The organism is Termitidicoccus mucosus, assembly GCF_038725785.1.
Lineage (GTDB): Bacteria > Verrucomicrobiota > Verrucomicrobiia > Opitutales > Opitutaceae > Termitidicoccus > Termitidicoccus mucosus.
Genome location: NZ_CP109796.1, coordinates 1491315 through 1511402 on the forward strand (window position 1 = coordinate 1491315; position 20088 = coordinate 1511402).

The window sequence follows — 20088 nt, forward strand, 5'->3', positions numbered from 1 at the left end:
TGTATCCATTTTCCTGTTACTTGCCTCTTGTTGCTTGTCACTTTTTTATTTCCGGCCTCATCGCGAGCCTGATGATTTCCTCATCGAAATAGTTGCTGCCGAGCCCGGCGTCGATGGTCAGCGTGGCGCCGTTCATGCCGGAGCTGCGCTCGCTCAGCAGCCAGACGGCGGCGTCGGCGACTTCCTGCGTGGAGAGGTTGCGTTTGCGGAAGGTGAGTTTCTCGGCGTAGAGGTAGCTCTCGATGTAGCCGGGGATGCCGGCGGACGCGCTGGTCTTGAGCGGCCCGGCGCCGACGACGTTGAAGCGCACGTCGCGGGTCTTGGGGTCGGCGGCGAAGGATTTTGCGAGGAAGCGCGCGGCGGATTCGAGGGCGGCCTTGACGGGGCCCATGTAGCCGTAATTGTCGGGCGTGACGAGGAGCGACGAGATGCCGATGGTGACAACGGACGCGGCGGGCGCGAGATGCGGCCTGAAGGCACGCGCAATTTCGACAAGCGAGAAGGCGGATACGGCGGTGGCCTGGAGAAAATCGGCGCGGCCCGTCTCATGGAACGGCCGGAAGCCGCCGGCATAGTTGGCAAACGCGATGGAGTGCGCGATGCCGTGCAGTGAGGCGTGCCCGTCGGCGGCGATGGCGGCGGCGAGGCGGTCAACCGCCCCCTCCTGCTCGACGTCGCACACGTAAACGGACCTGCCGGCGAGGAGCGCGGCGAGGGATTGCCTGCGCGCCTCGGAACGCACGCTGTAAAGCACGCGCGCCCCCTCCTCCTCCAGCGTGCGGGCAATGTGCCAGGCGACGCTTTTGCGGTTGGCCACACCGAAGACGAGGACGGTTTTGCCAGTGAGTTTGAGAAAATCCATTTTGCGGAATGTGGATTTTGGCTTGCGGATTACGGAATGGAAAGGAGCCGGAAACGTGAGCGGTGGAAAACGGCGGCGGCGAGAAACCGGGCTTTCAGCTTTTTGCGCCTTCGGGCTGTTTCCAGGCGACGGAGAAATCGACCGTGAGCACGCGGGTGCCGTCGGCTTTTTTGATCGCGCCGCCCATCATGGTGAAGCCCCCGAGGGATTCCTTTTTGCGGACTTCGATGTGAACGGTGTCCCCAGGATAAACCGGGTTGCGAAAACGCACGTCGCTCACTTTCGCGAGCAGCGGCACGCCTTCGCCGGGTTTCGCGCCTGCGGCCCGCGCCTGGCGGGCCATGTAGAGCGCGCCGGTCTGGAACACCGCCTCGCACAACAGCACGCCCGGCGTGATCGGCGCGCCGGGATAATGGCCCTTGTAGAAATCCTCATCGGCGCGCCAGGTGCGGCGGGCGGTCAGCGATTCGGGTGTCTCGGCGAGAATCTCGTCCACAAACAAAAACGGCGGACGATGCGGAATGAGGGATGTGACGCTGTCGGACATGGAACGGAACGAGTGGCAAATGCTGGCTGGTCGGCTTCGTGGAAACAAAAACGACACCGCACCGGCGCGCTCCGTGCAAGCCCCAAACCCCGCCCCTCGGATCGGCCGCGTGCGACTCAACGTGAAGCCAGCGCAGGACGCGAAATGGTGTGCGAGCCCACGGCAGCGTGCGCAGCGCAGGAATGCCGCGCCCCTTTGCCATCAATCACGACGCGCCGATATAGCGGCGCAGATTCTCCGTCTCCGCGCTATAAGACTCCAGCAGCCACCGTGTCACGTCACCGATCGAAATCATGCCGGTCAGCACCGGCGAGCCGGAGCTTTCGTCCACCACGGGCAGGTGACGGCACCGGCGGTCGGTGAACAACGCCATGACCTGCTCCACCCCGGTCTCCGGCCGCACGGTGAGAGGATGCCGTGTCATCACTTCTTCGACGCGGATTGACTCCGGGGTCCGGCCCGAGACCGCAACGCGGTTCAGCATGTCGCGCTCGGTGAAAATGCCGGTCATCCGGCCGTCCTCCAGCACGACCACGGAACCGACGCGATGCTGGATCATCACCCGCACGGCGTCGGCCACGCTCGCTGAGGGCAAGACAGAGATTATCCTTGAACCCTTCTGGTTCAGCAGAATGGAGATCGGGGTGCTCATTTCGGGGATGGATTACCCCAAACTGTCGCCATAATTCCGGAAAACGCAAACCGCGCGGAAATTTAGGCCGCGCGGCGCACGCGCTCGGATTTGCCCGCCTCATCCTTGGAGCTTATCCGTTTCAACTGCGGGCGGCGCTCGCCGTTCACGGCGGCGGCGTCGATCACGACCTCGGCGATGTCGTCGCGCTGCGGGAGGTCATACATCACCTCGAGCATCAGGTTCTCCATGATGGAGCGCAGGGCGCGCGCGCCGGTCTTCAGCTCGATGGCCTTGCGCGCGACGGCTTTTATCGCGTCGGACGTAAAGCGCAGGCGCACGCCGTCCATCGCAAAGAGCTTCGAGTATTGCTTCACCATCGCGTTTTTCGTGCGGAGGAGAATTTTTTCGAGGTCGGCCTCGCCGAGCTGGTTGAGCGCGGAGATGACCGGGAGGCGCCCGATGAACTCGGGAATCATTCCGAAGCGGATCAGGTCCTCCGGCTCGAGCGAGCGCATCATTTCCTCCGGCGTGAGGTCGCCGTGCCCGGCTTGCGCACTGATGGCGGAATAACCGAGACTGCGGTGCCCGGCGCGGCGGCGGATGATTTCGTCGAGGCCGACGAATGCGCCGCCGCAAATGAAGAGGATGTTGGCGGTGTTGATCTGGACGTATTCCTGGTTCGGGTGCTTGCGTCCGCCGGCGGGAGGGACGGAGCAGGTGGTGCCTTCGAGGATTTTCAGGAGCGCCTGCTGCACGCCTTCGCCGGAGACGTCGCGCGTGATGGAAACGTTGTCCGTCTTGCGTCCGATCTTGTCGATTTCGTCGATGTAGATGATGCCGCACTCGGTCTTGCGCACGTCGTAATTCGCGGCCTGGAGCAGGCGCAGCACGACGTTTTCCACGTCCTCGCCGACGTAGCCGGCCTCGGTGAGCGTGGTGGCGTCGGAAATGGCGAAGGGCACGTCGAGCACGCGGGCGAGGGTGCGGGCGAGCAGGGTCTTGCCGGAGCCGGTCGGGCCGAGCAGGAGGATGTTGCTTTTCTCGATTTCGACGTCGTCAAACTCGGAGGCAAGCGCGGCGGGCGCCGGCACGGCATCCTTGCCCGTTTCCTTACCGGAGGAGGGACTGGCCGCGCCGCCAAACATGAGGCGTTTGTAATGATTGTAAACGGCGACGGAGAGCACCTTCTTCGCGTGGTCCTGGCCGATGACAAAATCGTCGAGCGCCTTCTTGATCTCGGCGGGCTTGACGAGGCGGACGACCGGCTTCGACTCGCCGCCGGCCTGGGCGGGCGCCGGCTTCAGCTCGCGGTCGATGATGGTCTTGCAGACCCCCACGCATGAGTCGCAGATATAGACACCGGGGCCGGCGATCATCTTTTTCACCTCGGCCTGCGGCTTTCCGCAAAAGGAGCAGAGGGTCATGCGGGTGGATTTGGCCATTTGGGTCTGTGTTTTTAATTCTTTCTTCTTTCCTCTTTATCTTTCTCTTTCATCCCCCGTCCCTCTGCCGCAGCGCATGAAGGATAAAGGGAAAGATAAAGAGGAAAGAAGAAAGCTGGATATAAATCAAACCGCCGAGGGCGCGGCGATGCTTTGGGCCTGGCGGGTGGATTCGACGACGTGATCGACGATGCCGTAGTCCTTCGCCTCCTGCGCGGTCATGTAGTAGTCGCGGTCGGAATCCCGTTCGATCTGCGCAACGTCCTTGCCGGTGTGCTTGGCGATGACCTCGTTGAGGACTTTGCGCCAGCGCAGGATTTCCTTTGCCGCGATGGCGATGTCGGCCGCCTGGCCGCCCGCGCCGCCGGAGGGCTGGTGAATCATCACGCGGCTGTTGGGGAGCGCGAAACGCTTGCCTTTCGTGCCCGCGCCGAGAATGACCGTCGCCATGCTCGCGGCCATGCCGATGCAGTAGGTGACGACGTCGCACTGGAGGAAGTTGATGGTGTCGTAGATGGCCATGCCGCCGGTGACGACGCCGCCGGGCGAATTGATGTAGAGGTGGATGTCCTTCTTCGGGTCCTCCATCTGGAGAAAGAGGAGCTGGGCGATGACGTTGTTTGCGACCACGTCGTCGATGGGCGTGCCGATAAAGACGATGCGGTCCTTCAGGAGACGGCTGTAGATATCCCACTGGCGCTCGCCGCGGCCGGTGTTTTCGTAGACGAGAGGAACGTAGTAGCTCATGTGCGTTATGGTTTAGGTTTTAAGTTTAAGTTGAAACAGCAAAAAAACGAAGCGCGCGATCGGCAGGCTGCCGGTCGCGCGCGGGCTTTTGGATTGCCTGAGTAAATCAGGCGGCGGACGCGGCGACCTTGGGCTCGACCGTGGTGACGGTAGCCTTGGAGACGAGCAAATCAAGGGTCTTGTCAAAAATGATGGACTGTTGCACCGCGCGCAGGCGGTCGCGATTGCCGGTGAGCTCTTTCACAAGTTTTTCCGGGCTGGTGCGGCTCATCATGGCCTCGCGGTAGATAAACGCGTCGATGTCGGCCTCGGAAACCTCGATCTTCTCCTGCTCGGCGATCTTGGCCAGGATGAGGCGGGTCTTCACCCGTTTCTCGGCGGCAACCTTGGCGTTGTCGTAGAGTTCCTTCTTGTGCTTCTCGAATTCCTCCTCGGGCACGCCGCGGCGCATGTTTTCGCCGATGACGTTGCGGAGGACGCTTTGGGTTTCCTCCTCCACGAGGCTGAGCGGGGGCTCGATGTCCACCTGGGCGCTGAGCGCGTCCTGGATCTGGCCGCGCTGGCGCTGGCGGTTTTCGTATTCCTTGCGCGCCTTCAGGTCGCCGCGAACCTTGGTCTTGAGTTCATCGAGGCTGGCGACCTGCTGGGACTTGAAGAAGGCCTCGTCAAGCGCGGGCAGTTCGCGGGTGCGGATTTCCTGCACCTCGATGGCATAGCCGGCGGTCTTGCCGGCGAGGGCGGGCGCGGCCTCGAATGCGGCGGGGAAATTGATCTCGACGGTTTTCTTGTCGCCGCCTTTCATGCCGGCGAGGTGCTTGCCGAGGCCGGGGATGACGCCTTCGTGCTCGCCCTCGACCTCCTCCCAGGTTTGCGGGACTTTGCCGTAGATTTGTTTGTCGGGCACGATCTCGGCGACGGGTTTTCCGTCGATGCTGCCTTCGTAGGCGAGCTTCACGTAGTCGCCTTTTTTGGCGGGCTCGGTGGAGACTTTGAACTCGGCGCGCTCGGAACGGAGGCCGTCGATCATGGCCTCGACATCGGCGTCGTTCGGCTCGACCGGGGCGATCTCGGTCGGGAGTCCGCTGTATTCGGGAAGATCGAAGGCGGGGCGGATGTCCACGGTGAACGTAAACGTGGCGGCGGCATCCTGCGCGACGGCGTCGCTGCCGTCGATGGCGGTGACGTTGAGGGCGTCGAGCTTGGATTCCTTGAGCCCGTCGCGGTAGGCTTTGCCGGTCACGCGCTGCTTGAACTCGTCCACGATGCCCTTGCCGAACTGGCGGGTGACCAGGTTGGCGGGAGCCTTGCCGGGGCGGAACCCGGGGATGCGGGCGTGCTTGATGTATTCGGCCAGCACGGCTTTATGCTCGGCGGCGACCTCGCCCTGGTCGAGCGAGACGACGAGTTGCTTGCGGGTGGCGGAGACGTCTTTGATTTCGATGTTCACGTTGTGGGAAAATGCGCGGGAGTGCGGTTTGTGTTCGGAAACCCGCCAAGTTACGTGGCGCCGGGCGGCGGGGTCAATGACGGATTCTGCGTGCGCCGGGGATCGGATTTTTTGTTTTTCGACTGGTCACCATCGCGGATTGGAGTCACTAAGTTCGCCGGTTGAATCCAGCCCTGTGTTTGTCCCCATAGCTCAACAGGACAGAGCAGCAGTTTCCTAAACTGCGTATCCCCGTTCAAGTCGGGGTGGGGATACCAAACATGGTCATCCGCGTCTTGGCCTCTCGACAAAACATCGCCTACCTGTTCACCACGTTTCCCAAAGCCACGGAAACGTTCCTGCAACGCGAAATCATCGCGATGCAACGCATGGGCGCGCAACTGGAGATCCACTCGCTCTGGGGCGGTGGTGGCAAATTCGGCGGCATGCCGGTCCACGCCTTCAACAAATGGCTGCTCGTAAAACTCTTCTGGATCATTCCCTGGGTCGCGCTCACGCGCTGGGATGTGTTCGGCGTGCTCCTCAAGGGCCTGCTCACGCGCGGCGCGCCCTCGTGGCTGAATTTCTGGGAAAACATGCTCGGCGCGGGGTTTGCCGGCGTGTTCTACCGCTCCTTTCGCCGCGCCGGGGTGGACTTTGAAGCGCGCATCGTCGGCGACGGACCGTTGCGCGACGAACTCGGGCGCGCCATCCGCAGGCTCAACCTCGCCGGACAAGTCTCGCTCGCCGGGCACCTCGCTCTCGATGAAGTATGGGGCCAGCTTGCGTGGGCCGACGTGCTGGTGCACACCGGCATCGTCGCCGCCAGCGGCGATCGCGACGGGCTGCCCAATGTCATCCCCGAGGCCATGTCCATCGGCGCGATGGTTGTCTCGTCGCCGGTCGCCGCGACGACCGAGGCCGTGCGCCATGGCGTGACGGGGCTCGTCGCCGATGTCGCCCGCCCCGACGCATGGGTGACGGCCCTGCGCCGCCTCGCGACCGACGCGGACCTCGCCGAATCGCTTCGCATCGAGGCCCGCCGGTGGGTGGAGGAAAATTTCGACGCCCACAAAAACGCCGCCCGCCTCAGCGCCTGTTTCGAGGCGCAAACCCGGTCATGATTTTTTTCGACGTCACCAAAAGCGGCAAGTCCGCGCACCATTCCGGCATCATGCGCGTGAGCCGCCGGCTGCTCGCCGAACTCGGCGCGGAGGCGCGGCCGGTCGTGTGGCGGAGCGGGCGCTGGCGCCGGCCCGGCTGGCGCGGCCCGGCGGCGGAGATCGCGGCCTCGGACTGGCTGCTCACGGCGGAGCTTTTTTGCGAGGAGGAACGCCCCGGTTTCGCCCGGTTCATGAGTGCGCGCCCGTGCCGGCTGGCGGCCGTCTTCCACGATGCCATCCCGTTGAAGCACCCTGCCATCACCTGGCCGCAAAGTGTCGCCCGGCACCCCGCCTACATGACGATGCTCGCTGACCTCGACCGCGTGCTCGCCGTCTCGGAATGGAGCCGCAACGAATTGACCGCGTTCTGGCAATGGCAGGGCCGCCCCGCCCGCGCCGAGGTTCACACCATCACGCTCGGCGCGGACTTTCTGCCCGGAGCGGTGGCGTCCCCGCCGCCTGCCACGCGCCAGGGTGCCCAACCCCGCGAAACCATCGTCCCGCCCGGCGGCGGGGACGCCACCGAGCCCGCGCGCCTGCTCTGCGTCGGCATTCTGGAACCGCGCAAAAACCAAGCCTTCCTGCTCGATGTCTGCGCCGGGCTCTGGGACGCGGGGCTTGCCTTCGAGTTGCACATCGCCGGACGCGTCAATCCGCATTTTGGCGGCGAAATCGAGCGCAAGCTTCTCGCGATGCAAAAGGCGTATCCTGGAATCAAATACCATCGCGCCCCGGACGACGCCGGGCTGCTCGGCCTGTTTCGCTCCGCGCGCGCCGCCGTTTTTCCGACCATCGCCGAGGGCTGCGGCCTCCCGCCGATGGAAGCGCTCCGGCTCGGCGTCCCCTGCGTGTGCAGCGACCTGCCCGTGCTCCGCGAACATACCGTGGGAGGAGGCTGCATCGCGGCCGCGCCCGGCGACCGCGACGCATGGTCGGCGGCGCTTCGCCGCATCCTGACCGACGACGCCTGGCATGCCGAACTGTGCGCGCAGGCGGCAAACCGCAAACTCCCGGGGTGGGCGGACACCGCCGCGCAGGTCCGCGCGATTTTGCGCGGCTGATTTCGCGGTTTCAGAATAAATTTTCCGGGTTCCCCATATCAATCCACCCGCCGTCCCACAATCACGAGATCGCGCTCGATGCCCGCAAGCTCGGCCACGCGCGGCAGATGCCCCCATCGCTCAAAGCCCTCTGATGCGAACAGCGCGAGGCTGGGCTGGTTGTGCGCCCATATCAGCCCGACCAAGGTCGTCACCTTGCATGCCGGCGCGCGCGCGATGATCTCGCGCAACAGCCAGCGGCCCAATCCGCGGCGGCGATGATTTTCCTCAATATAAATGCTCACCTCCGCCGTCGGATAATAGGCCGGCCGCTCGGAAAACAACGACAACCCCGCCCACGCCACAACCGCGCTCCCCTGCCCTTCCCCGCCCCCTGTCTGTTCCGCCACCCAGAGCGGACGCGTCTGCGGATTGTGCTCGCGAAACCAAGGCAGCCGCTCCGCCACCGTGACCGGGCGCGTGTGCGCCGTGACCATGTGCCCGGGAATGGTGCTGTTGAATATCCCGACGATGGCCGGAAGATCGGACTCGGCGGCAAGGCGCAGGCGGACGGACGGACTCATGGACGACTCACGCCGCGGCGTTCAGGGAGCGATGAAGGCGCGCGGCAAAACATTTCGCATCACCATGTTTTCAGGCGGATGTTGCGAAATTCCACTTTCATCGGCGGCCCGACGTGCACCTGCATGCCGATCAATCCGCGCTCCGTGCGATTGCGCGCATCGTCGTCCATCGTGATGCTCATCACCCGCCCGTTGATCATGTGAACGAGGGTGTTTCCACGGATGATCAAGTGAACCTCGTTCCAGCCCGGGCCGACCGCGCCGGCCAGTTCCGTTTCCTCCCCCGTCTTGGCGACCAGCACCGGCGGGCGGTCTCCGGTCACGCGTGTAAGCTGCCCGCGCACGGCGAGGAAGAGGCGCCCCCGCTCCTCGTAGTTGTTTCCCGAATACCGATTGCGCCCGTCGAGGTCGCACTGGTAGCCGCGCATCGCGAATTTGTTTTCCGGCGTCGCGGGAACGGGGACGACGGCGCTGCGGTAGTTGATGCCGCTGTTGCCCTTTTCACTGATGCGGTATTCGAGTTTCAATTCAAAATCCGCGGGCCGTCCGCCCTGCCAGATGACGAACGTGTTGCTTTTCACGATGGTCGCGGGCGTGATTTCTCCGACGATGCAGCCGTCCTCCACGCGCCAGTAAACCGGATCGCCCTCCCATCCGTCGAGCGTCCGGCCATCAAAGATGGGCCGGAATCCGGGCTCGTCACCCTCGACCGGCGCGGGCCGGTCGCTTTGTTTGGGAACATAGGGCGCGGGCGGTGTCTGGGCCGGCAGGGACAGACACACGCCGCCAATCAGGACGCCGAGAACAAACCGGATTGAGGTGGGCATGCCGGACATAAATTACGGTTTGGTCCGCGGGGCAAGCATTTCGAGGACACGCATCCGAAGCGGACACGCCTTCGACCGCCCGGCGGCCTCCCGCCCGGCCGGTCTCCGCGAGCCCGCCGGCAAAGGCGGTTCGCGGAGCGGAGCGACTTCTCCGCAGGCTCACCAATCGTCGCTGCGGAACGGCACGGCGGGGAGCCCTTCCTGATTCGCGAGCCCAGCGGCCGGCGCATTGCGCCAGGCGTAGCGGACGGCGACCGGCGCGGGCACGTCGGCGCAACTCACGAGCACCGTCCTGCCGTTTTCAATCTTCGCCTCGGCCGGATGAAAAACCTTGTCCTCGCCCGCGAGTTCGAAGCCCGGCGGGTTTGCGGCGAGCGGGCTGATAAGCGGGCTGCCGGACGGTTTGAAGGTGACGCGCATCGCGGTGCCTTCCCGTTCGGCCTTGTCGAACACCGGGCCGCTGTCGATCAGGCCGGTTTTCCCGTAGTCGCGGGCCAGCGCCAGCAGCGCGAGGCGGCGGCCCACGTCCTTTTTGTTGCGCGGATGGATGTCAGTCACATTGCCGATGTCGATGATGACGGCCTGGCCGGTCTTCGGCAGCGCAAGCGTCTTTGTCTGCGCCTCGCGCAATTCCGCGTAGCGGGTTCCGTCCACGCCATTGTCGCGGTAGTTGGCGAGTTGCACCCAGTAGAAGGGAAAATCACCCTGCCCGAATTTGGCGCGCCAGCCGGTGATCATCGCGGAAAACAACTCGCAATACTCGGCGGCCCGGCTCGCGTTGCTCTCGCCTTGATACCAGATGGCGCCGCGCAAGGCATAGGGCGCGTGCGGGTTGATCATGGCGTTATAGAGACCGGAGGGCGTGTCTTGATGGCCGGGGCCTCCGCGCGGGCGACGCGGGGTGGTTTTGTTAAACGGCTTTCCGGCGGCCTCGGCCGCAGCCTTGTCGGCCTTCCATTTTTCAAGGGCGGCCTCGTGCTTCGCCAGACTGTCGGGAAACGCCTTCAAGTCTTCCGCCCAGCGCGAGTGGATCGACGCGAACGCAGGGCCGTTTTTCCCGGCGGCCGCGTCCGGGTCCATCCACGCCTCCACCCGCGTGCCGCCCCAGGAGCTGTTGATGATGCCGACAGGCACGCCGCCGAGCGCGCGATGCAAATCGAGCGCGAAAAAGTAACCGACCGCCGTGAAGGAGCCGACGGTCTCGGGCGTGACCGCGGCCCACGAGCCTTCCGTCGTGGTGGCGGGGGCGTCCGCAACGGTGAGCGCGGTCTTGTATTGGCGCACGAGCGGGAAGCGGGCGGCGACCGCCTCGTATTTCGCGTCGTAGGTGTTGCCGACGACCCAAGCCATGTTGGACTGGCCGGACGCGAGCCAGACTTCGCCGACGACCACATCGTTGATCGTGACGGTGTTGTTGCCGGCGACCGTGAGCGCGCGCGGTTCGCCCGATGCCGGCAACGCGGGCAGATCCACCCGCCATTTGCCGTCGGCGGCAGCGGTGGCAGCGGCGGTCTTCCCGGCGAAGGCCACAGTGACTTTTTCACCGGCGGACGCGGTTCCCCACACGGGAATCGGTTTCTCCCTCTGGAGCACGGCTCCATCGCGGAAAATGGATGCAGGCACGACATCGGCGTGCAGTGCGCAACCCAGCAGAAATGCGGAGGCAAACAAGAGGGGTGTTCTCATAGGGAGATCAAGCGTGCCGGAAATTTGCCCGGATGAAACACCTATTTTGCCCGCATCGGCATTTGCCGGGATGCCCCCGGAAGCAATCGCCCGCGCCTGACCTCTTCTTTATTCTTTCCTCTTTCTCTTTATCTTTCGTCAGGAAACGCCCGACGGAGAGAAAGAATAAAGAGAAAGAGGAAAGAATAAAGAAGAGGTCAGGCGGGTGGGTGGTTTCAGGCCGGCGTCAGCCCGTCGCCGCCTGCATGCCCGCGCCGCGTAAAAAGCCCGCCATGTCCGCGGGCAGCGGCGCGGCGAAAACTCGCGCCACGCCAGCCGCGCGCAGGTCGATCGTCTCGCAATGCAGCGCCTGCCGCGGAAGCAACAGCCGGCCGGCCAGCGCGGGGGTCCAGCCGGTTTCGATAAACTCAAGAAAAAGGCGCGCGTCCGGGCCGTAAATCTTGTCGCCGACGAGCGAGTGACCGAGCCATTGCGCATGCGCGCGAATCTGGTGCTTGCGCCCCGTCTCCGTGCGCACCCGGGCCAGCGTGAAGCCTCCGCCGCGCGCGAGCGGTTCGAAGTGCGTCACCGCCGGTTGCGAGGGCTGCGTCGCCGTCCCCGGCATTTCCGGCGGGGGCACCACGCGGCTTTTGATGGTCACCGGGCTGTCGTAATCATCGCCGAGCGGCTGATCGACGGTGACCGGCCCCGGCATTTCCCTGCACAAAATCGCAAGATACGTCTTTTCATAACGCCGGTTTTGCGCGGCCATCTGCAGCCGCCGCGCCGTCGCCGGGTCGCGCGCATAAACCACCAGTCCGCTCGTCTCGCGGTCGAGCCGGAAAACCAAATGCGCCGCCGCATCGCCAAAATGCTCGCGCACCGCGCCCGAGAGGCTCGACCACGGGCCATCCTTCGACGGATGGCAGGGGATGTCGCCGGGCTTGTTGATGACCAGCAGATGCTCGTCGGCATGCAGCACCGCCGCGGCCAGCTCGTCGGGCGAGAGTTTGCGAATCGCGCCCTGCGGACGCTCCCGGCGCGGCCAGGGGCCGGCGGGTTTCTCGTAAGCGTTCGCCTCCGCCCGCGACGCCGGAAACGGGCCTGTGTTTTCCGCCGCGTATGCGCTCATGCGGCAATTCCCCGGTTTGTGGCGCAACCCCGCACGTCATCCGCGGGCTGGCCCGGAATAAGCTCCCGCCTAAACATGCGCGACAATCGTCGCGGCCGGTTGCAAAACCGGTCCCGGTCGATTCGTTGCGCAGTGCTTTTGAAGCAGCAATCCGACAACGGAGGCCGCCGCGGATGGGCGAGGCGGCATGGCCTTCGAGGGCTGAAATCGACACGGGCACGACACGCAGGGTCTGCCGTTCCCGTCATCGGTAGTCAATCCAACAACAACCGCAGCGTCATGAGAATCACCGCATCAGAATTCGCAAGACCTGATCGTCTCCGGCATCCACCTCGACCTGACCCCGTCCCTCAAAACCTACGTCCACGAAAAACCGCCCGCCTATTCCGGCACGAAATGCACATCCTGCGCATGCGCGTCGAGCTGGAATGCGACAACCGTTCCAGTCCGTCTCCAGCCGCTTCTCGGCGAAAGGCCGCACTCATGCGGCAATTCCCCGGTTTGTGGCGCAACCCCGCACGTCATCCGCGGGCTGGCCCGGAATAAGCTCCCGCCTAAACATGCGCGACAATCGTCGCGGCCGGTTGCAAAACCGGTCCCGGTCGATTCGTTGCGCAGTGGGCTCTTTGAAGGCAGCAATCCCGACAACGGAGGCGCCGCTTCGCCGGATGGGCGAGGCGGCATGGCCTTCGAGGGCTGAAATCGACACGGGCACGACACGCAGGGTCTGCCCGTTCCCGTCATCGGTAGTCAATCCAACAACAACCGCAGCGTCATGAACAGAATCACCGCATCGAATTCGCAAGACCTGATCGTCTCCGGCATCCACCTCGACCTGACCCCGTCCCTCAAAACCTACGTCCACGAAAAAACCGCCCGCCTATTCCGGCACGAAATGCACATCCTGCGCATGCGCGTCGAGCTGGAATGCGACAACCGCCAGTCCGTCTCCAGCCGCTTCTCGGCGAAAGGCCGCATCGAAATCAACGGCCCCGACCTCAACGCCGCCGTCTCGGCGGACGAGTGCCACAAGGCGGTGGCGTTGCTCGTCGCCAAACTCGACGGCCTGCTCCGCCGCCGCGCGCGATTGCACAAGTTCAAACGCAACCACCCCCGCGCGGTCGAGATCGGCGGCATCGCCCTGCCGAAAACGGCCTGAGCATCCCCGGCGGGCTTGATTTCGGCCTGGTCAATCCCGGCGAAATAACTTCACAAATCACTGCGCCACGGACATCGTGCGCGCGATGAAACCCCGTTTTGTCGTCCTTTTTGCCGCCATTGCATTCCTCGCCTTCGGCTGCGCCTCGCGCCCGGTGACCTTCCGCCCCAACGCCTTCGCCGGCAAGCAACGACTCTTCAATCATCAGGCGGTTTATGCCGCGCTCTCCTCCGCCGATGCCGCCCGCGTGGAACCGTTGATCACCGCCGATTCGGCGCGCGACAACGCCGAAACCGGCCCGATCTGGGCGCGGGCGTTTATCGGCACCGGCGCCAACACCGCCCCCGCCAGCGTCTCCATTGATTCCACCCACCTCGTCCAGAAAAGCCACGGCTTCAGCTTCAAAGTCAGCTACACCTACACCGCCAGCGCCACCCTCACCTACGGGACGACCCGCTTCACCCTGAACGGCAGCGGCGCCTGCGAGTCCGGCGAAGACACCGACAGTTACTCCGCCATGCGTCAGGCGATAGAAATCTGCATTGCGGGCATCGCGGCGCAGGCGGCGGAACTGATGCGAACGCAGAGCCCCTATGCCCGGTTGGAAATTCCCTTCGAGGCCGCGCCGTTCCAGCCGTATGCCGAAACCGGCCCGGCCAAGATTTCCGGCCAGGCCATCGGCCAGATACGGGGCGGCCTCGTGGAATTGATCCCCTACGTCGGCTACATGAAGGCCCGCGACGAAGCCATCGCCGGGGACAAGGATCCCGGCCCGCGCGACCACCGGCTCGCGCACTACACGCGGCAGTGCGTGCTGGATTCCCAAGGCAACTACGATTTCCCCAATCTCCCGGCGGGCGATTACATGCTGGTCTGCCGGTTCCTCGCGAGACCGGGAGCGCCGCTGCGGGACGATGTCGAAATTGCGCGGGTCATTTCACTCGGTGAAAACGAAAACAAACACTTCGTGCTCACGCCCTACTGACCCGCGCAGTTTTTTAGCCTGTTCGCCCCCTGCCGGCACCCGCATAACGAAAAAGCCGCAAGCTGTTGAAACTTGCGGCTTTTTGGTAAACTGGCGCATCCGTAGGGAGTCGAACCCCAAACCTTCTGATCCGTAGTCAGATGCTCTATCCAATTGAGCTACGGATGCGTGGGAGGGCAGACAAAGCAGGGATTTCGCGGGGAGTGCAAGCGATATTTTCCCAAAAAAAAGCGGTTTTGGATCTCGGGCATAATTTTTCACCATCCCCTCCAACGGACACGACAAACCAAGGCTTGACGAGCCCGGCATGAGTCGCACGCTAGCCGTTCCTTTTCAACAAAAGGGCCCTCATCGTCTATCGGTTAGGACGGAAGATTCTCATTCTTCAAAGCGGGGTTCGATTCCCCGTGAGGGCGCCAATTTCTAGGATTGCAACGACGCCATGTTGTGCAGAGCGGGCCCGAATCTTCCCTCTCGACCAATCAACCACGATGGATAACAAGCCCACTTATACACTGGAATTCGAAAAGCCGCTCCGTGAGCTGAGCGTCCAGCTTGAGCAACTCCGCCAGCGTTCCCTTGAAAACAACCTCGATCTCGCCGACGAGATCGGCGCCATCGAAAAAAAGATCACCGCCACCCAGCGCGAGATCTACTCCAACCTCAGCCCCTGGCAAAAGGTCCAGATCGCGCGTCATCCGCGCCGGCCCTACGCGCTCGACTACATCGCCGCCCTTTTCACCGATTTTCAGGAGCTTCACGGGGACCGCCAGTTCAACGACGACCGCGCCCTCATCGGCGGCACTGCTCTCCTCGACGACCAGCCCGTCATGCTCATCGCCCAGCAGAAGGGCCGTGACACCAAGGAAAACATCATGCGCAACTTCGGCATGCCCCAGCCCGAGGGCTACCGCAAGGCGCTCCGCCTCATGCGTCTCGCCGAGAAATTCGAGCTTCCCGTCGTCACCTTCATCGACACGCCCGGCGCCTTCCCCGGAGTCGAGTCCGAGGCCCGCCATGTTTCCGAGGCCATCGCGGTCAACCTCCGCGAGATGGCCATGCTTCACACCCCCACCATCGCCGTTGTCGTCGGCGAAGGCGGCTCCGGCGGCGCCCTCGGGATCGGCGTCACCGACCGCGTGCTCATCTTTGAAAACAGTTACTATTCCGTGATCTCGCCCGAGGGATGCGCGGCCATCCTCTGGAAGGATCGCTCCGCCGCCCCGCTGGCCGCCGAGGCGCTGAAGATCAACGCCGACCATCTCGAAAAACTCGGCGTCGTGGACGACGTGATCCCCGAGCCCGACGGCGGCGCGCACAACAATCCCGAGGCCGCCGCCAAGTCGCTGAAAAAAGTCCTCGCCAAGCACCTTTCCGTCCTTCGCCCGCTGCCCGTCGAAAAGCTCCTCGAAGCCCGTTACGAGCGCTACCGCCACCTCGGGCTCTACGAGGAGGCTGGCGAGGTGAAATGCTGACATAGTATTTTCTCTCAACATTGACCCAAATGACAGGGCGAGGCGTCCCCGCCGAGCCGCGGCTCAGCCGGAGGCTTCGCCCTACCGGCGCTGCCGCGCCACTGTTAATCGAAAATATTATATATGCGTGATTTGCCCATCGGTCGTATAAAAAAAGTCCACCCTTACGCGTGGCTTTGGGAGCCGCTCGAAAACGACCCCACCTTCTTGCTGCGCCCCATGTTTGGCGGGCGCGCCGCGTATGTCGCCGGACGCCTCACGCTCTATTTCACCGCGCAGTCCGACGACTGGCGCGGCATCTGCGTCTGCACCGGGCGCGAGCATCACGCCTCGCTCATGAACGAGTTCCCCGAACTCGCACCTCATTCCGTGCTGCCCAAATGGCTTTATCTTCCGGAAAACCACAATCGCTTTGAGCCGGTCGCCGCCCGCCTCGTGGAACTCGTGCGCCGCCGCGACCCGCGCATCGGCGTCCTGCCGCAGGCGAAACGCGGGAAAAAGGCCGCTCCTGCATCACGCCGGGGACGCTGAGCGCGCCGCCCTCGACGGCGGGGGAAAAACAAAGGCGCCCAAATCATCCGCGCGCGCCCGCCGCCTGGCGCTCCGCTTCGTCGAGCTTGCGCCAGTCTCCCGGCTTGAGGGCAAGCGCCGGCAATTCCAAACGCCCGATTCTCATGCGCACCAGGCGCAGCGTCGGATGCCCGATCGCCGCGGTCATGCGCCGCACCTGCCGGTTTTTCCCTTCGGTCAATTCCAGCGGATGCCCGATCGCCGCGGTCATGCGCCGCACCTGCCGGTTTTTCCCTTCGGTCAATTCCAGCGCGAGCCAGCAATCCGACACGTTTTTTCGATAACGCACCGGCGGATCGCGCGGCGGCAGCGGCGGAGCCGCAGCCAGCCGGCGCACCCGGCACGGCAGCGTCTTGTAGCCGCCGATCACAACCCCGTCCGCAAGCCGCGCGAGCGCGTCGGCCGCCGGGATGCGCTCGACCTGCGCGAAATAGCCGCGCGGATGCCCCCGTTTCGGATCGAGCAATCGCTCCACCAGCGCCGCTTCGTCCGTCAGCAAAAGCAGCCCCTCGCTGTCCGCGTCCAGCCGCCCGATCGGATAAACCTGCGGCGGCAGGGCAAACCCGGCCAGCGTCCGCCAGCGCGAGCCCGGCTCCGGCGTGAATTGCGAAAGCACGCCGTAAGGTTTGTTGAAGGCGACCAGCATGGATTAATTTGGGATTTTCGATTCTCGATTTTCGATTGGGCGCTGCCGCGCCGGATGCAAAGCGGAGCGGTAGCTCCACCAATCGAAAATCGAGAATCGAGAATCGAAAATTCTCCTCAATCCCGCACCTCCACGATCAACTGAATCTCGGTCGTTGAGTTTTTCGGCAACCCCGACACACCCACGGCCGCCCGCGCGTGCTTGCCTGCGTCGCCAAAGACCGCCACGAGCAAATCGCTCGCGCCGTTCACCACCGCCGGGCTGTCCGCGAAACCGTTCACCGCGTTCACGAAACCGGTCACGGACACCACCCGGCTCACCTGGTCGAGCGAGCCCAGCGCGGCCTTGATATTGGCGAGCGCGTTGAGCGTGCATACTTTCGCCGACTCGTAGGCCGACTCCACCGTCTGCTCCTTCCCGACCTGGCCGGTATGCGTCATCCTTCCGTCCACCATCGGGATGGTGCCGGCGCAATAAAGCAGGCTGCCCGTGCGCACGGTCGGCACGTAGTTGCCGGCGGCGGCGGGCGCGGCGGGCAGTAAAATATTTAATTCGGCGAGTTTTTTTTCAGGACTCATAAGTTTTTGTTTTGGACTGCTCTGCCCAAAGAAGACGAGTTTTCTCTTCAAGGCAACCCGCTCGAAAAAGTTGCGATTCCTCGCGCGACGCACACGTTTGCACGGCATGCCGCCGCCGTCATCCGCCGCACAAACGATCGCCGAATGGCAGGCACTCGCCGCCCGCGATCCGAGCGAGGCGGCCCGTGAGCTGTCCCGCCGCCTGCAAGCCCTCGCGCCCGCCCAGCGGTCCGCCGCCATCGCCTCGTGCGCCACGCCGCATGCGCTCGCCGAGTCCTTCGCGCGGGCCGCCGCGAGCGACGCGCCGCTCGCGGGCGCCCCCTATGTGCTGAAAGACCTGTTTCACGCGCGCAATCATCCCTCGGAAATCCGCCCGCGCCCACTTCCGCTCGCTCGACGAGGCCGGCGCGGTCTTTGCCGCAAAGGCGCACCTGCACGAATTCGCCTACGGGCTCACCGGGGAGAATCCGTTTCACGGCGACTGCGCGCACCCGAAATTTCCCCGGCGCGTGAGCGGCGGCTCCAGCAGCGGCACGGCCGTCGCGGTGGCATCCGGGCTCGTGCCATTTGGCATCGGCACCGACACCGGCGGCTCCATCCGCGTGCCCGCCTCGTTTTGCGGGCTCTACGGCCTGCGGCTCGGCGCGGGGCATCCGTGGATGAGCGAGGCGTTTCCGCTTGCGCCCGGTTTCGACACGCCCGGCTGGCTCGCGCGCACCGCGGCCGACATGCACGCCGTCAATCGCGCCCTGCTCGGCGAGACCCTCACCGCCCCGCGCAAGCCGCGCGGCTGCTTCCTCGATCTCGCCTCGCTCGGCCTCGCCCTGAACGCCACCACGGCCAAGGCCGTGCGCGCCGCGGCGCGCCGGCTCGCCCCGCCCGCCGACCGCACCACGCGCGACCAGATCACCAGCGCGTTTCTCGGCGCGCTCGAATCCTATTCGATCCTCCAGAGCACCGAGGCCTACGGGGTGCATGCCGACTGGCTCGACCGCCACCGCAAGCACTACAGCGACACGGTCTGGGCGCTGATTGACCGCGGGCGCAACTGGACGCAGACCCAGCTCGACGCCGCGCACATCAAGCGCGCCGCCATCCGCAAGCTTTTCCGCAGCTATTTCCGCGGCTACGATTTCCTCGTGATGCCCGCGACGCCGTTTCCCGCGCTGGCGAAATCCGACTGCACGCTGGAAAACCGCAACCGCCTGCTCACGCTCAACTCGCCGGCCAGCCTTGCCGGCCTGCCGGTCCTCACGCTTCCGGTCGCACTCGGCAACGGCTTGTCCGCAGGCCTGCAATTCATCGTCCCGAGCGCCGACAGCCCGGCCATCCGCTGGGCGCTGGAAACCTATCCCGGATGAAACAAGGGGAAGCGGCATCCCGCCGCTTGCGCTTGCCTGAAACGCGGCGGGATGCGCTTCCACCGTTTCCCCAGACAACCGCCTGTCCCTACCCCACCGCGGATGCGAGCCGCCGGGTGCATTGCACGAATCCGTCCAGCTTGCGGCGGGCCGCGCCGCTCGCGATGGTCTCGCGCGCCAGCTCGATGCCCTCGGCGATCCCCGGCACGCGGTTGGCGGCGTAGAGCGCGACGCCGGCGTTGAGCACCACCGTCTCGCGCGCCGGGCCGGGCGTGTTTTCGAGCACGCCGAGCAGCATGACGCGGGATTCCTCCGCGTTGCCGACCTTCATGGTCCGGTTGCTCGCCATGGGAATGCCGTAGTCCTCCGGGTGTATCTCGTATTCGCTCACCGCGCCGTCCTTCAGTTCGCCCACCATCGTGGACGCGCCGAGCGAAACCTCGTCCATGCCGTCCTTGCCGTAAACGACCAGCACGTGGTTCGCGCCGAGCCGCTGCATCACGCGCACCTGGATGCCGACGAGATCAGGGTGGAAGACACCCATCAACTGGTTCGGCGCGCCCGCCGGGTTCATCAAGGGGCCGAGGATGTTGAAGATCGTGCGCACGCCCATCTCGCGACGGATGGCGGCCACGTTTTTCATCGCCGGGTGGTGGTTCGGCGCGAACATGAAGCAAATGCCCGTCTCGCGCACGCACTCGGCCAGCCGTTCCGGGGGCAGGTCGAGCGGCACGCCAAGCGCCTCGAGCACGTCGGCGCTGCCCGAGCGGCTCGACACGCCGCGCGCGCCGTGCTTGGCCACCTGCGCGCCCGCCGCCGCGACGACGAACATGGACGCCGTGGAAATGTTGAAGGTGTGCGCCCCGTCGCCGCCCGTGCCGACGATGTCCACGAAGTTCCCGCCGTCCGGCACCTCCACCCGGCGCGCGGCCTCGCGCATCACCTGGGCCGCCGCCGTGATTTCGCCGATGGTTTCCTTCTTCACGCGCAGGCCGGTGATGATCGCCGCCGTCATGACCGGCGACATTTCGCCGCGCATGATCATGCGCATCAAGTGCAGCATCTCGTCGTGAAAAATCTCCCGGTGTTCGATTGTGCGCTGAAGCGCTTCCTGTGGAGTGATGGGCATGCCGAATCAAATGACCGTTCTCCGTCCAAAGCTAAAACAAAATTTTCAACAACCCGCGGCCGCCCCCCGCAAATAAGGGCTGGCACCGGCGCGCACAAGCAGGGCATGCTGGCAAG

General features: G+C 64.6%; 20 protein-coding genes and 3 tRNA genes. 9 read left to right on the forward strand and 14 right to left on the reverse strand.

Annotated elements, in window-relative coordinates:
• Nucleotides 1-37: 37 nt before the first annotated feature.
• The 6 genes from OH491_RS04940 to tig all read right to left on the reverse strand — a co-directional run bounded on the left by OH491_RS04940 (nucleotide 38) and on the right by tig (nucleotide 5679).
• Nucleotides 38-862, reverse strand: coding sequence for an enoyl-ACP reductase FabI (locus OH491_RS04940; RefSeq protein ID WP_068769067.1), 825 nt, complete (start codon nucleotides 860-862; stop codon nucleotides 38-40).
• Between the two features lie 94 nt (nucleotides 863-956).
• The gene (locus OH491_RS04945) at nucleotides 957-1409 is read right to left on the reverse strand and encodes a 3-hydroxyacyl-ACP dehydratase FabZ family protein (protein WP_068769066.1); all 453 of its coding nucleotides are present in this window, start codon (nucleotides 1407-1409) and stop codon (nucleotides 957-959) included.
• Nucleotides 1410-1614: 205 nt separating this feature from the next.
• Nucleotides 1615-2061 (reverse strand): CBS domain-containing protein, encoded by a 447-nt coding sequence (locus OH491_RS04950; RefSeq protein WP_068769065.1) that lies wholly within the window; start codon nucleotides 2059-2061, stop codon nucleotides 1615-1617.
• A 62-nt stretch (nucleotides 2062-2123) separates the two neighbouring features.
• Nucleotides 2124-3485: an ATP-dependent Clp protease ATP-binding subunit ClpX gene (gene clpX, locus OH491_RS04955; protein ID WP_068769064.1), complete on the reverse strand. Its 1362-nt coding sequence runs from the start codon at nucleotides 3483-3485 to the stop codon at nucleotides 2124-2126.
• Between the two features lie 126 nt (nucleotides 3486-3611).
• Nucleotides 3612-4232 carry an ATP-dependent Clp protease proteolytic subunit gene (locus OH491_RS04960; protein ID WP_068769063.1) on the reverse strand — a complete coding sequence of 207 codons (621 nt, stop codon included), beginning with the start codon at nucleotides 4230-4232 and terminating at the stop codon, nucleotides 3612-3614.
• A gap of 106 nt (nucleotides 4233-4338) precedes the next feature.
• Nucleotides 4339-5679 carry a trigger factor gene (gene tig, locus OH491_RS04965; protein ID WP_068769062.1) on the reverse strand — a complete coding sequence of 447 codons (1341 nt, stop codon included), beginning with the start codon at nucleotides 5677-5679 and terminating at the stop codon, nucleotides 4339-4341.
• A 181-nt stretch (nucleotides 5680-5860) separates the two neighbouring features.
• On the opposite strand from tig, the gene OH491_RS04970 reads away from it, so the two are divergent.
• The 3 genes from OH491_RS04970 (at nucleotide 5861) to OH491_RS04980 (ending at nucleotide 7882) form a co-directional block, all read left to right on the forward strand.
• A tRNA-Arg gene (locus OH491_RS04970) sits at nucleotides 5861-5936 on the forward strand.
• Between the two features lie 18 nt (nucleotides 5937-5954).
• Nucleotides 5955-6782, forward strand: a complete 828-nt coding sequence (locus OH491_RS04975) for a glycosyltransferase family 4 protein (RefSeq protein WP_342750880.1) — start codon at nucleotides 5955-5957, stop codon at nucleotides 6780-6782.
• Complete coding sequence (locus tag OH491_RS04980) at nucleotides 6779-7882, forward strand: glycosyltransferase (protein WP_068769060.1); 1104 nt, start codon at nucleotides 6779-6781, stop codon at nucleotides 7880-7882. Before OH491_RS04975 ends, OH491_RS04980 begins: the two co-directional genes overlap by 4 nt.
• Nucleotides 7883-7920: 38 nt before the next feature.
• Here OH491_RS04980 and OH491_RS04985 read toward each other — a convergent pair whose 3' ends face one another.
• The 4 genes from OH491_RS04985 to OH491_RS05000 all read right to left on the reverse strand — a co-directional run bounded on the left by OH491_RS04985 (nucleotide 7921) and on the right by OH491_RS05000 (nucleotide 12069).
• Nucleotides 7921-8445 (reverse strand): GNAT family N-acetyltransferase, encoded by a 525-nt coding sequence (locus tag OH491_RS04985; protein WP_068769059.1) that lies wholly within the window; start codon nucleotides 8443-8445, stop codon nucleotides 7921-7923.
• Between the two features lie 59 nt (nucleotides 8446-8504).
• A complete protein-coding gene (locus OH491_RS04990) occupies nucleotides 8505-9272 on the reverse strand; it encodes a 3-keto-disaccharide hydrolase (RefSeq protein ID WP_084442050.1) in 768 nt (255 codons plus the stop codon).
• 159 nt (nucleotides 9273-9431) lie between these two features.
• A complete protein-coding gene (locus tag OH491_RS04995) occupies nucleotides 9432-10958 on the reverse strand; it encodes a sialate O-acetylesterase (protein ID WP_068769057.1) in 1527 nt (508 codons plus the stop codon).
• 226 nt (nucleotides 10959-11184) lie between these two features.
• A complete protein-coding gene (locus OH491_RS05000; RefSeq protein ID WP_084441872.1) occupies nucleotides 11185-12069 on the reverse strand; it encodes an RluA family pseudouridine synthase in 885 nt (294 codons plus the stop codon).
• Between the two features lie 775 nt (nucleotides 12070-12844).
• Between OH491_RS05000 and OH491_RS05005 the strand changes: the two genes are divergently transcribed.
• Nucleotides 12845-13228, forward strand: coding sequence for an HPF/RaiA family ribosome-associated protein (locus OH491_RS05005; RefSeq protein WP_068769056.1), 384 nt, complete (start codon nucleotides 12845-12847; stop codon nucleotides 13226-13228).
• An 85-nt stretch (nucleotides 13229-13313) separates the two neighbouring features.
• Complete coding sequence (locus OH491_RS05010; protein ID WP_068769055.1) at nucleotides 13314-14213, forward strand: hypothetical protein; 900 nt, start codon at nucleotides 13314-13316, stop codon at nucleotides 14211-14213.
• A 91-nt stretch (nucleotides 14214-14304) separates the two neighbouring features.
• On the opposite strand, the gene OH491_RS05015 is transcribed toward OH491_RS05010, so the two are convergent.
• A tRNA-Arg gene (locus OH491_RS05015) sits at nucleotides 14305-14381 on the reverse strand.
• Nucleotides 14382-14557: 176 nt separating this feature from the next.
• Between OH491_RS05015 and OH491_RS05020 the strand changes: the two genes are divergently transcribed.
• From OH491_RS05020 to OH491_RS05030, 3 genes are all read left to right on the forward strand, one after another.
• Nucleotides 14558-14632 (forward strand) — tRNA-Glu (locus OH491_RS05020).
• Nucleotides 14633-14704: 72 nt separating this feature from the next.
• A complete protein-coding gene (locus OH491_RS05025) occupies nucleotides 14705-15688 on the forward strand; it encodes an acetyl-CoA carboxylase carboxyltransferase subunit alpha (protein ID WP_068769054.1) in 984 nt (327 codons plus the stop codon).
• A 123-nt stretch (nucleotides 15689-15811) separates the two neighbouring features.
• A complete protein-coding gene (locus OH491_RS05030; RefSeq protein ID WP_068769053.1) occupies nucleotides 15812-16219 on the forward strand; it encodes a hypothetical protein in 408 nt (135 codons plus the stop codon).
• 43 nt (nucleotides 16220-16262) lie between these two features.
• Here the strand turns inward: OH491_RS05030 and OH491_RS05035 are convergent, their stop codons facing one another.
• Together OH491_RS05035 and OH491_RS05040 are read right to left on the reverse strand one after the other, a co-directional pair.
• Nucleotides 16263-16904 carry a pseudouridine synthase gene (locus tag OH491_RS05035; protein WP_342750881.1) on the reverse strand — a complete coding sequence of 214 codons (642 nt, stop codon included), beginning with the start codon at nucleotides 16902-16904 and terminating at the stop codon, nucleotides 16263-16265.
• A 116-nt stretch (nucleotides 16905-17020) separates the two neighbouring features.
• Nucleotides 17021-17482, reverse strand: a complete 462-nt coding sequence (locus OH491_RS05040; RefSeq protein ID WP_068769790.1) for a RidA family protein — start codon at nucleotides 17480-17482, stop codon at nucleotides 17021-17023.
• 431 nt (nucleotides 17483-17913) lie between these two features.
• Between OH491_RS05040 and OH491_RS05045 the strand changes: the two genes are divergently transcribed.
• Entirely contained in the window at nucleotides 17914-18843 is a 930-nt protein-coding gene (locus OH491_RS05045; protein WP_342751069.1) for an amidase, read from the forward strand.
• A gap of 88 nt (nucleotides 18844-18931) precedes the next feature.
• On the opposite strand, the gene trpD is transcribed toward OH491_RS05045, so the two are convergent.
• Complete coding sequence (gene trpD, locus OH491_RS05050) at nucleotides 18932-19972, reverse strand: anthranilate phosphoribosyltransferase (protein ID WP_342750882.1); 1041 nt, start codon at nucleotides 19970-19972, stop codon at nucleotides 18932-18934.
• Nucleotides 19973-20088: the final 116 nt, after the last annotated feature.

Excerpts from the sequence above, each read along its gene's own strand:
- OH491_RS04940 (WP_068769067.1), bottom strand. The coding sequence starts at position 862 with ATGGATTTTCTCAAACTCACTGGCAAAACCGTCCTCGTCTTCGGTGTG.
- OH491_RS04945 (WP_068769066.1), bottom strand. The coding sequence starts at position 1,409 with ATGTCCGACAGCGTCACATCCCTCATTCCGCATCGTCCGCCGTTTTTG.
- OH491_RS04950 (WP_068769065.1), bottom strand. The coding sequence starts at position 2,061 with ATGAGCACCCCGATCTCCATTCTGCTGAACCAGAAGGGTTCAAGGATA.
- clpX (WP_068769064.1), bottom strand. The coding sequence starts at position 3,485 with ATGGCCAAATCCACCCGCATGACCCTCTGCTCCTTTTGCGGAAAGCCG.
- OH491_RS04960 (WP_068769063.1), bottom strand. The coding sequence starts at position 4,232 with ATGAGCTACTACGTTCCTCTCGTCTACGAAAACACCGGCCGCGGCGAG.
- OH491_RS04980 (WP_068769060.1), top strand. The coding sequence starts at position 6,779 with ATGATTTTTTTCGACGTCACCAAAAGCGGCAAGTCCGCGCACCATTCC.
- OH491_RS04985 (WP_068769059.1), bottom strand. The coding sequence starts at position 8,445 with ATGAGTCCGTCCGTCCGCCTGCGCCTTGCCGCCGAGTCCGATCTTCCG.
- OH491_RS04990 (WP_084442050.1), bottom strand. The coding sequence starts at position 9,272 with ATGCCCACCTCAATCCGGTTTGTTCTCGGCGTCCTGATTGGCGGCGTG.
- OH491_RS04995 (WP_068769057.1), bottom strand. The coding sequence starts at position 10,958 with ATGAGAACACCCCTCTTGTTTGCCTCCGCATTTCTGCTGGGTTGCGCA.
- OH491_RS05000 (WP_084441872.1), bottom strand. The coding sequence starts at position 12,069 with ATGAGCGCATACGCGGCGGAAAACACAGGCCCGTTTCCGGCGTCGCGG.
- OH491_RS05005 (WP_068769056.1), top strand. The coding sequence starts at position 12,845 with ATGAACAGAATCACCGCATCGAATTCGCAAGACCTGATCGTCTCCGGC.
- OH491_RS05010 (WP_068769055.1), top strand. The coding sequence starts at position 13,314 with ATGAAACCCCGTTTTGTCGTCCTTTTTGCCGCCATTGCATTCCTCGCC.
- OH491_RS05025 (WP_068769054.1), top strand. The coding sequence starts at position 14,705 with ATGGATAACAAGCCCACTTATACACTGGAATTCGAAAAGCCGCTCCGT.
- OH491_RS05030 (WP_068769053.1), top strand. The coding sequence starts at position 15,812 with ATGCGTGATTTGCCCATCGGTCGTATAAAAAAAGTCCACCCTTACGCG.
- OH491_RS05035 (WP_342750881.1), bottom strand. The coding sequence starts at position 16,904 with ATGCTGGTCGCCTTCAACAAACCTTACGGCGTGCTTTCGCAATTCACG.
- OH491_RS05040 (WP_068769790.1), bottom strand. The coding sequence starts at position 17,482 with ATGAGTCCTGAAAAAAAACTCGCCGAATTAAATATTTTACTGCCCGCC.
- trpD (WP_342750882.1), bottom strand. The coding sequence starts at position 19,972 with ATGCCCATCACTCCACAGGAAGCGCTTCAGCGCACAATCGAACACCGG.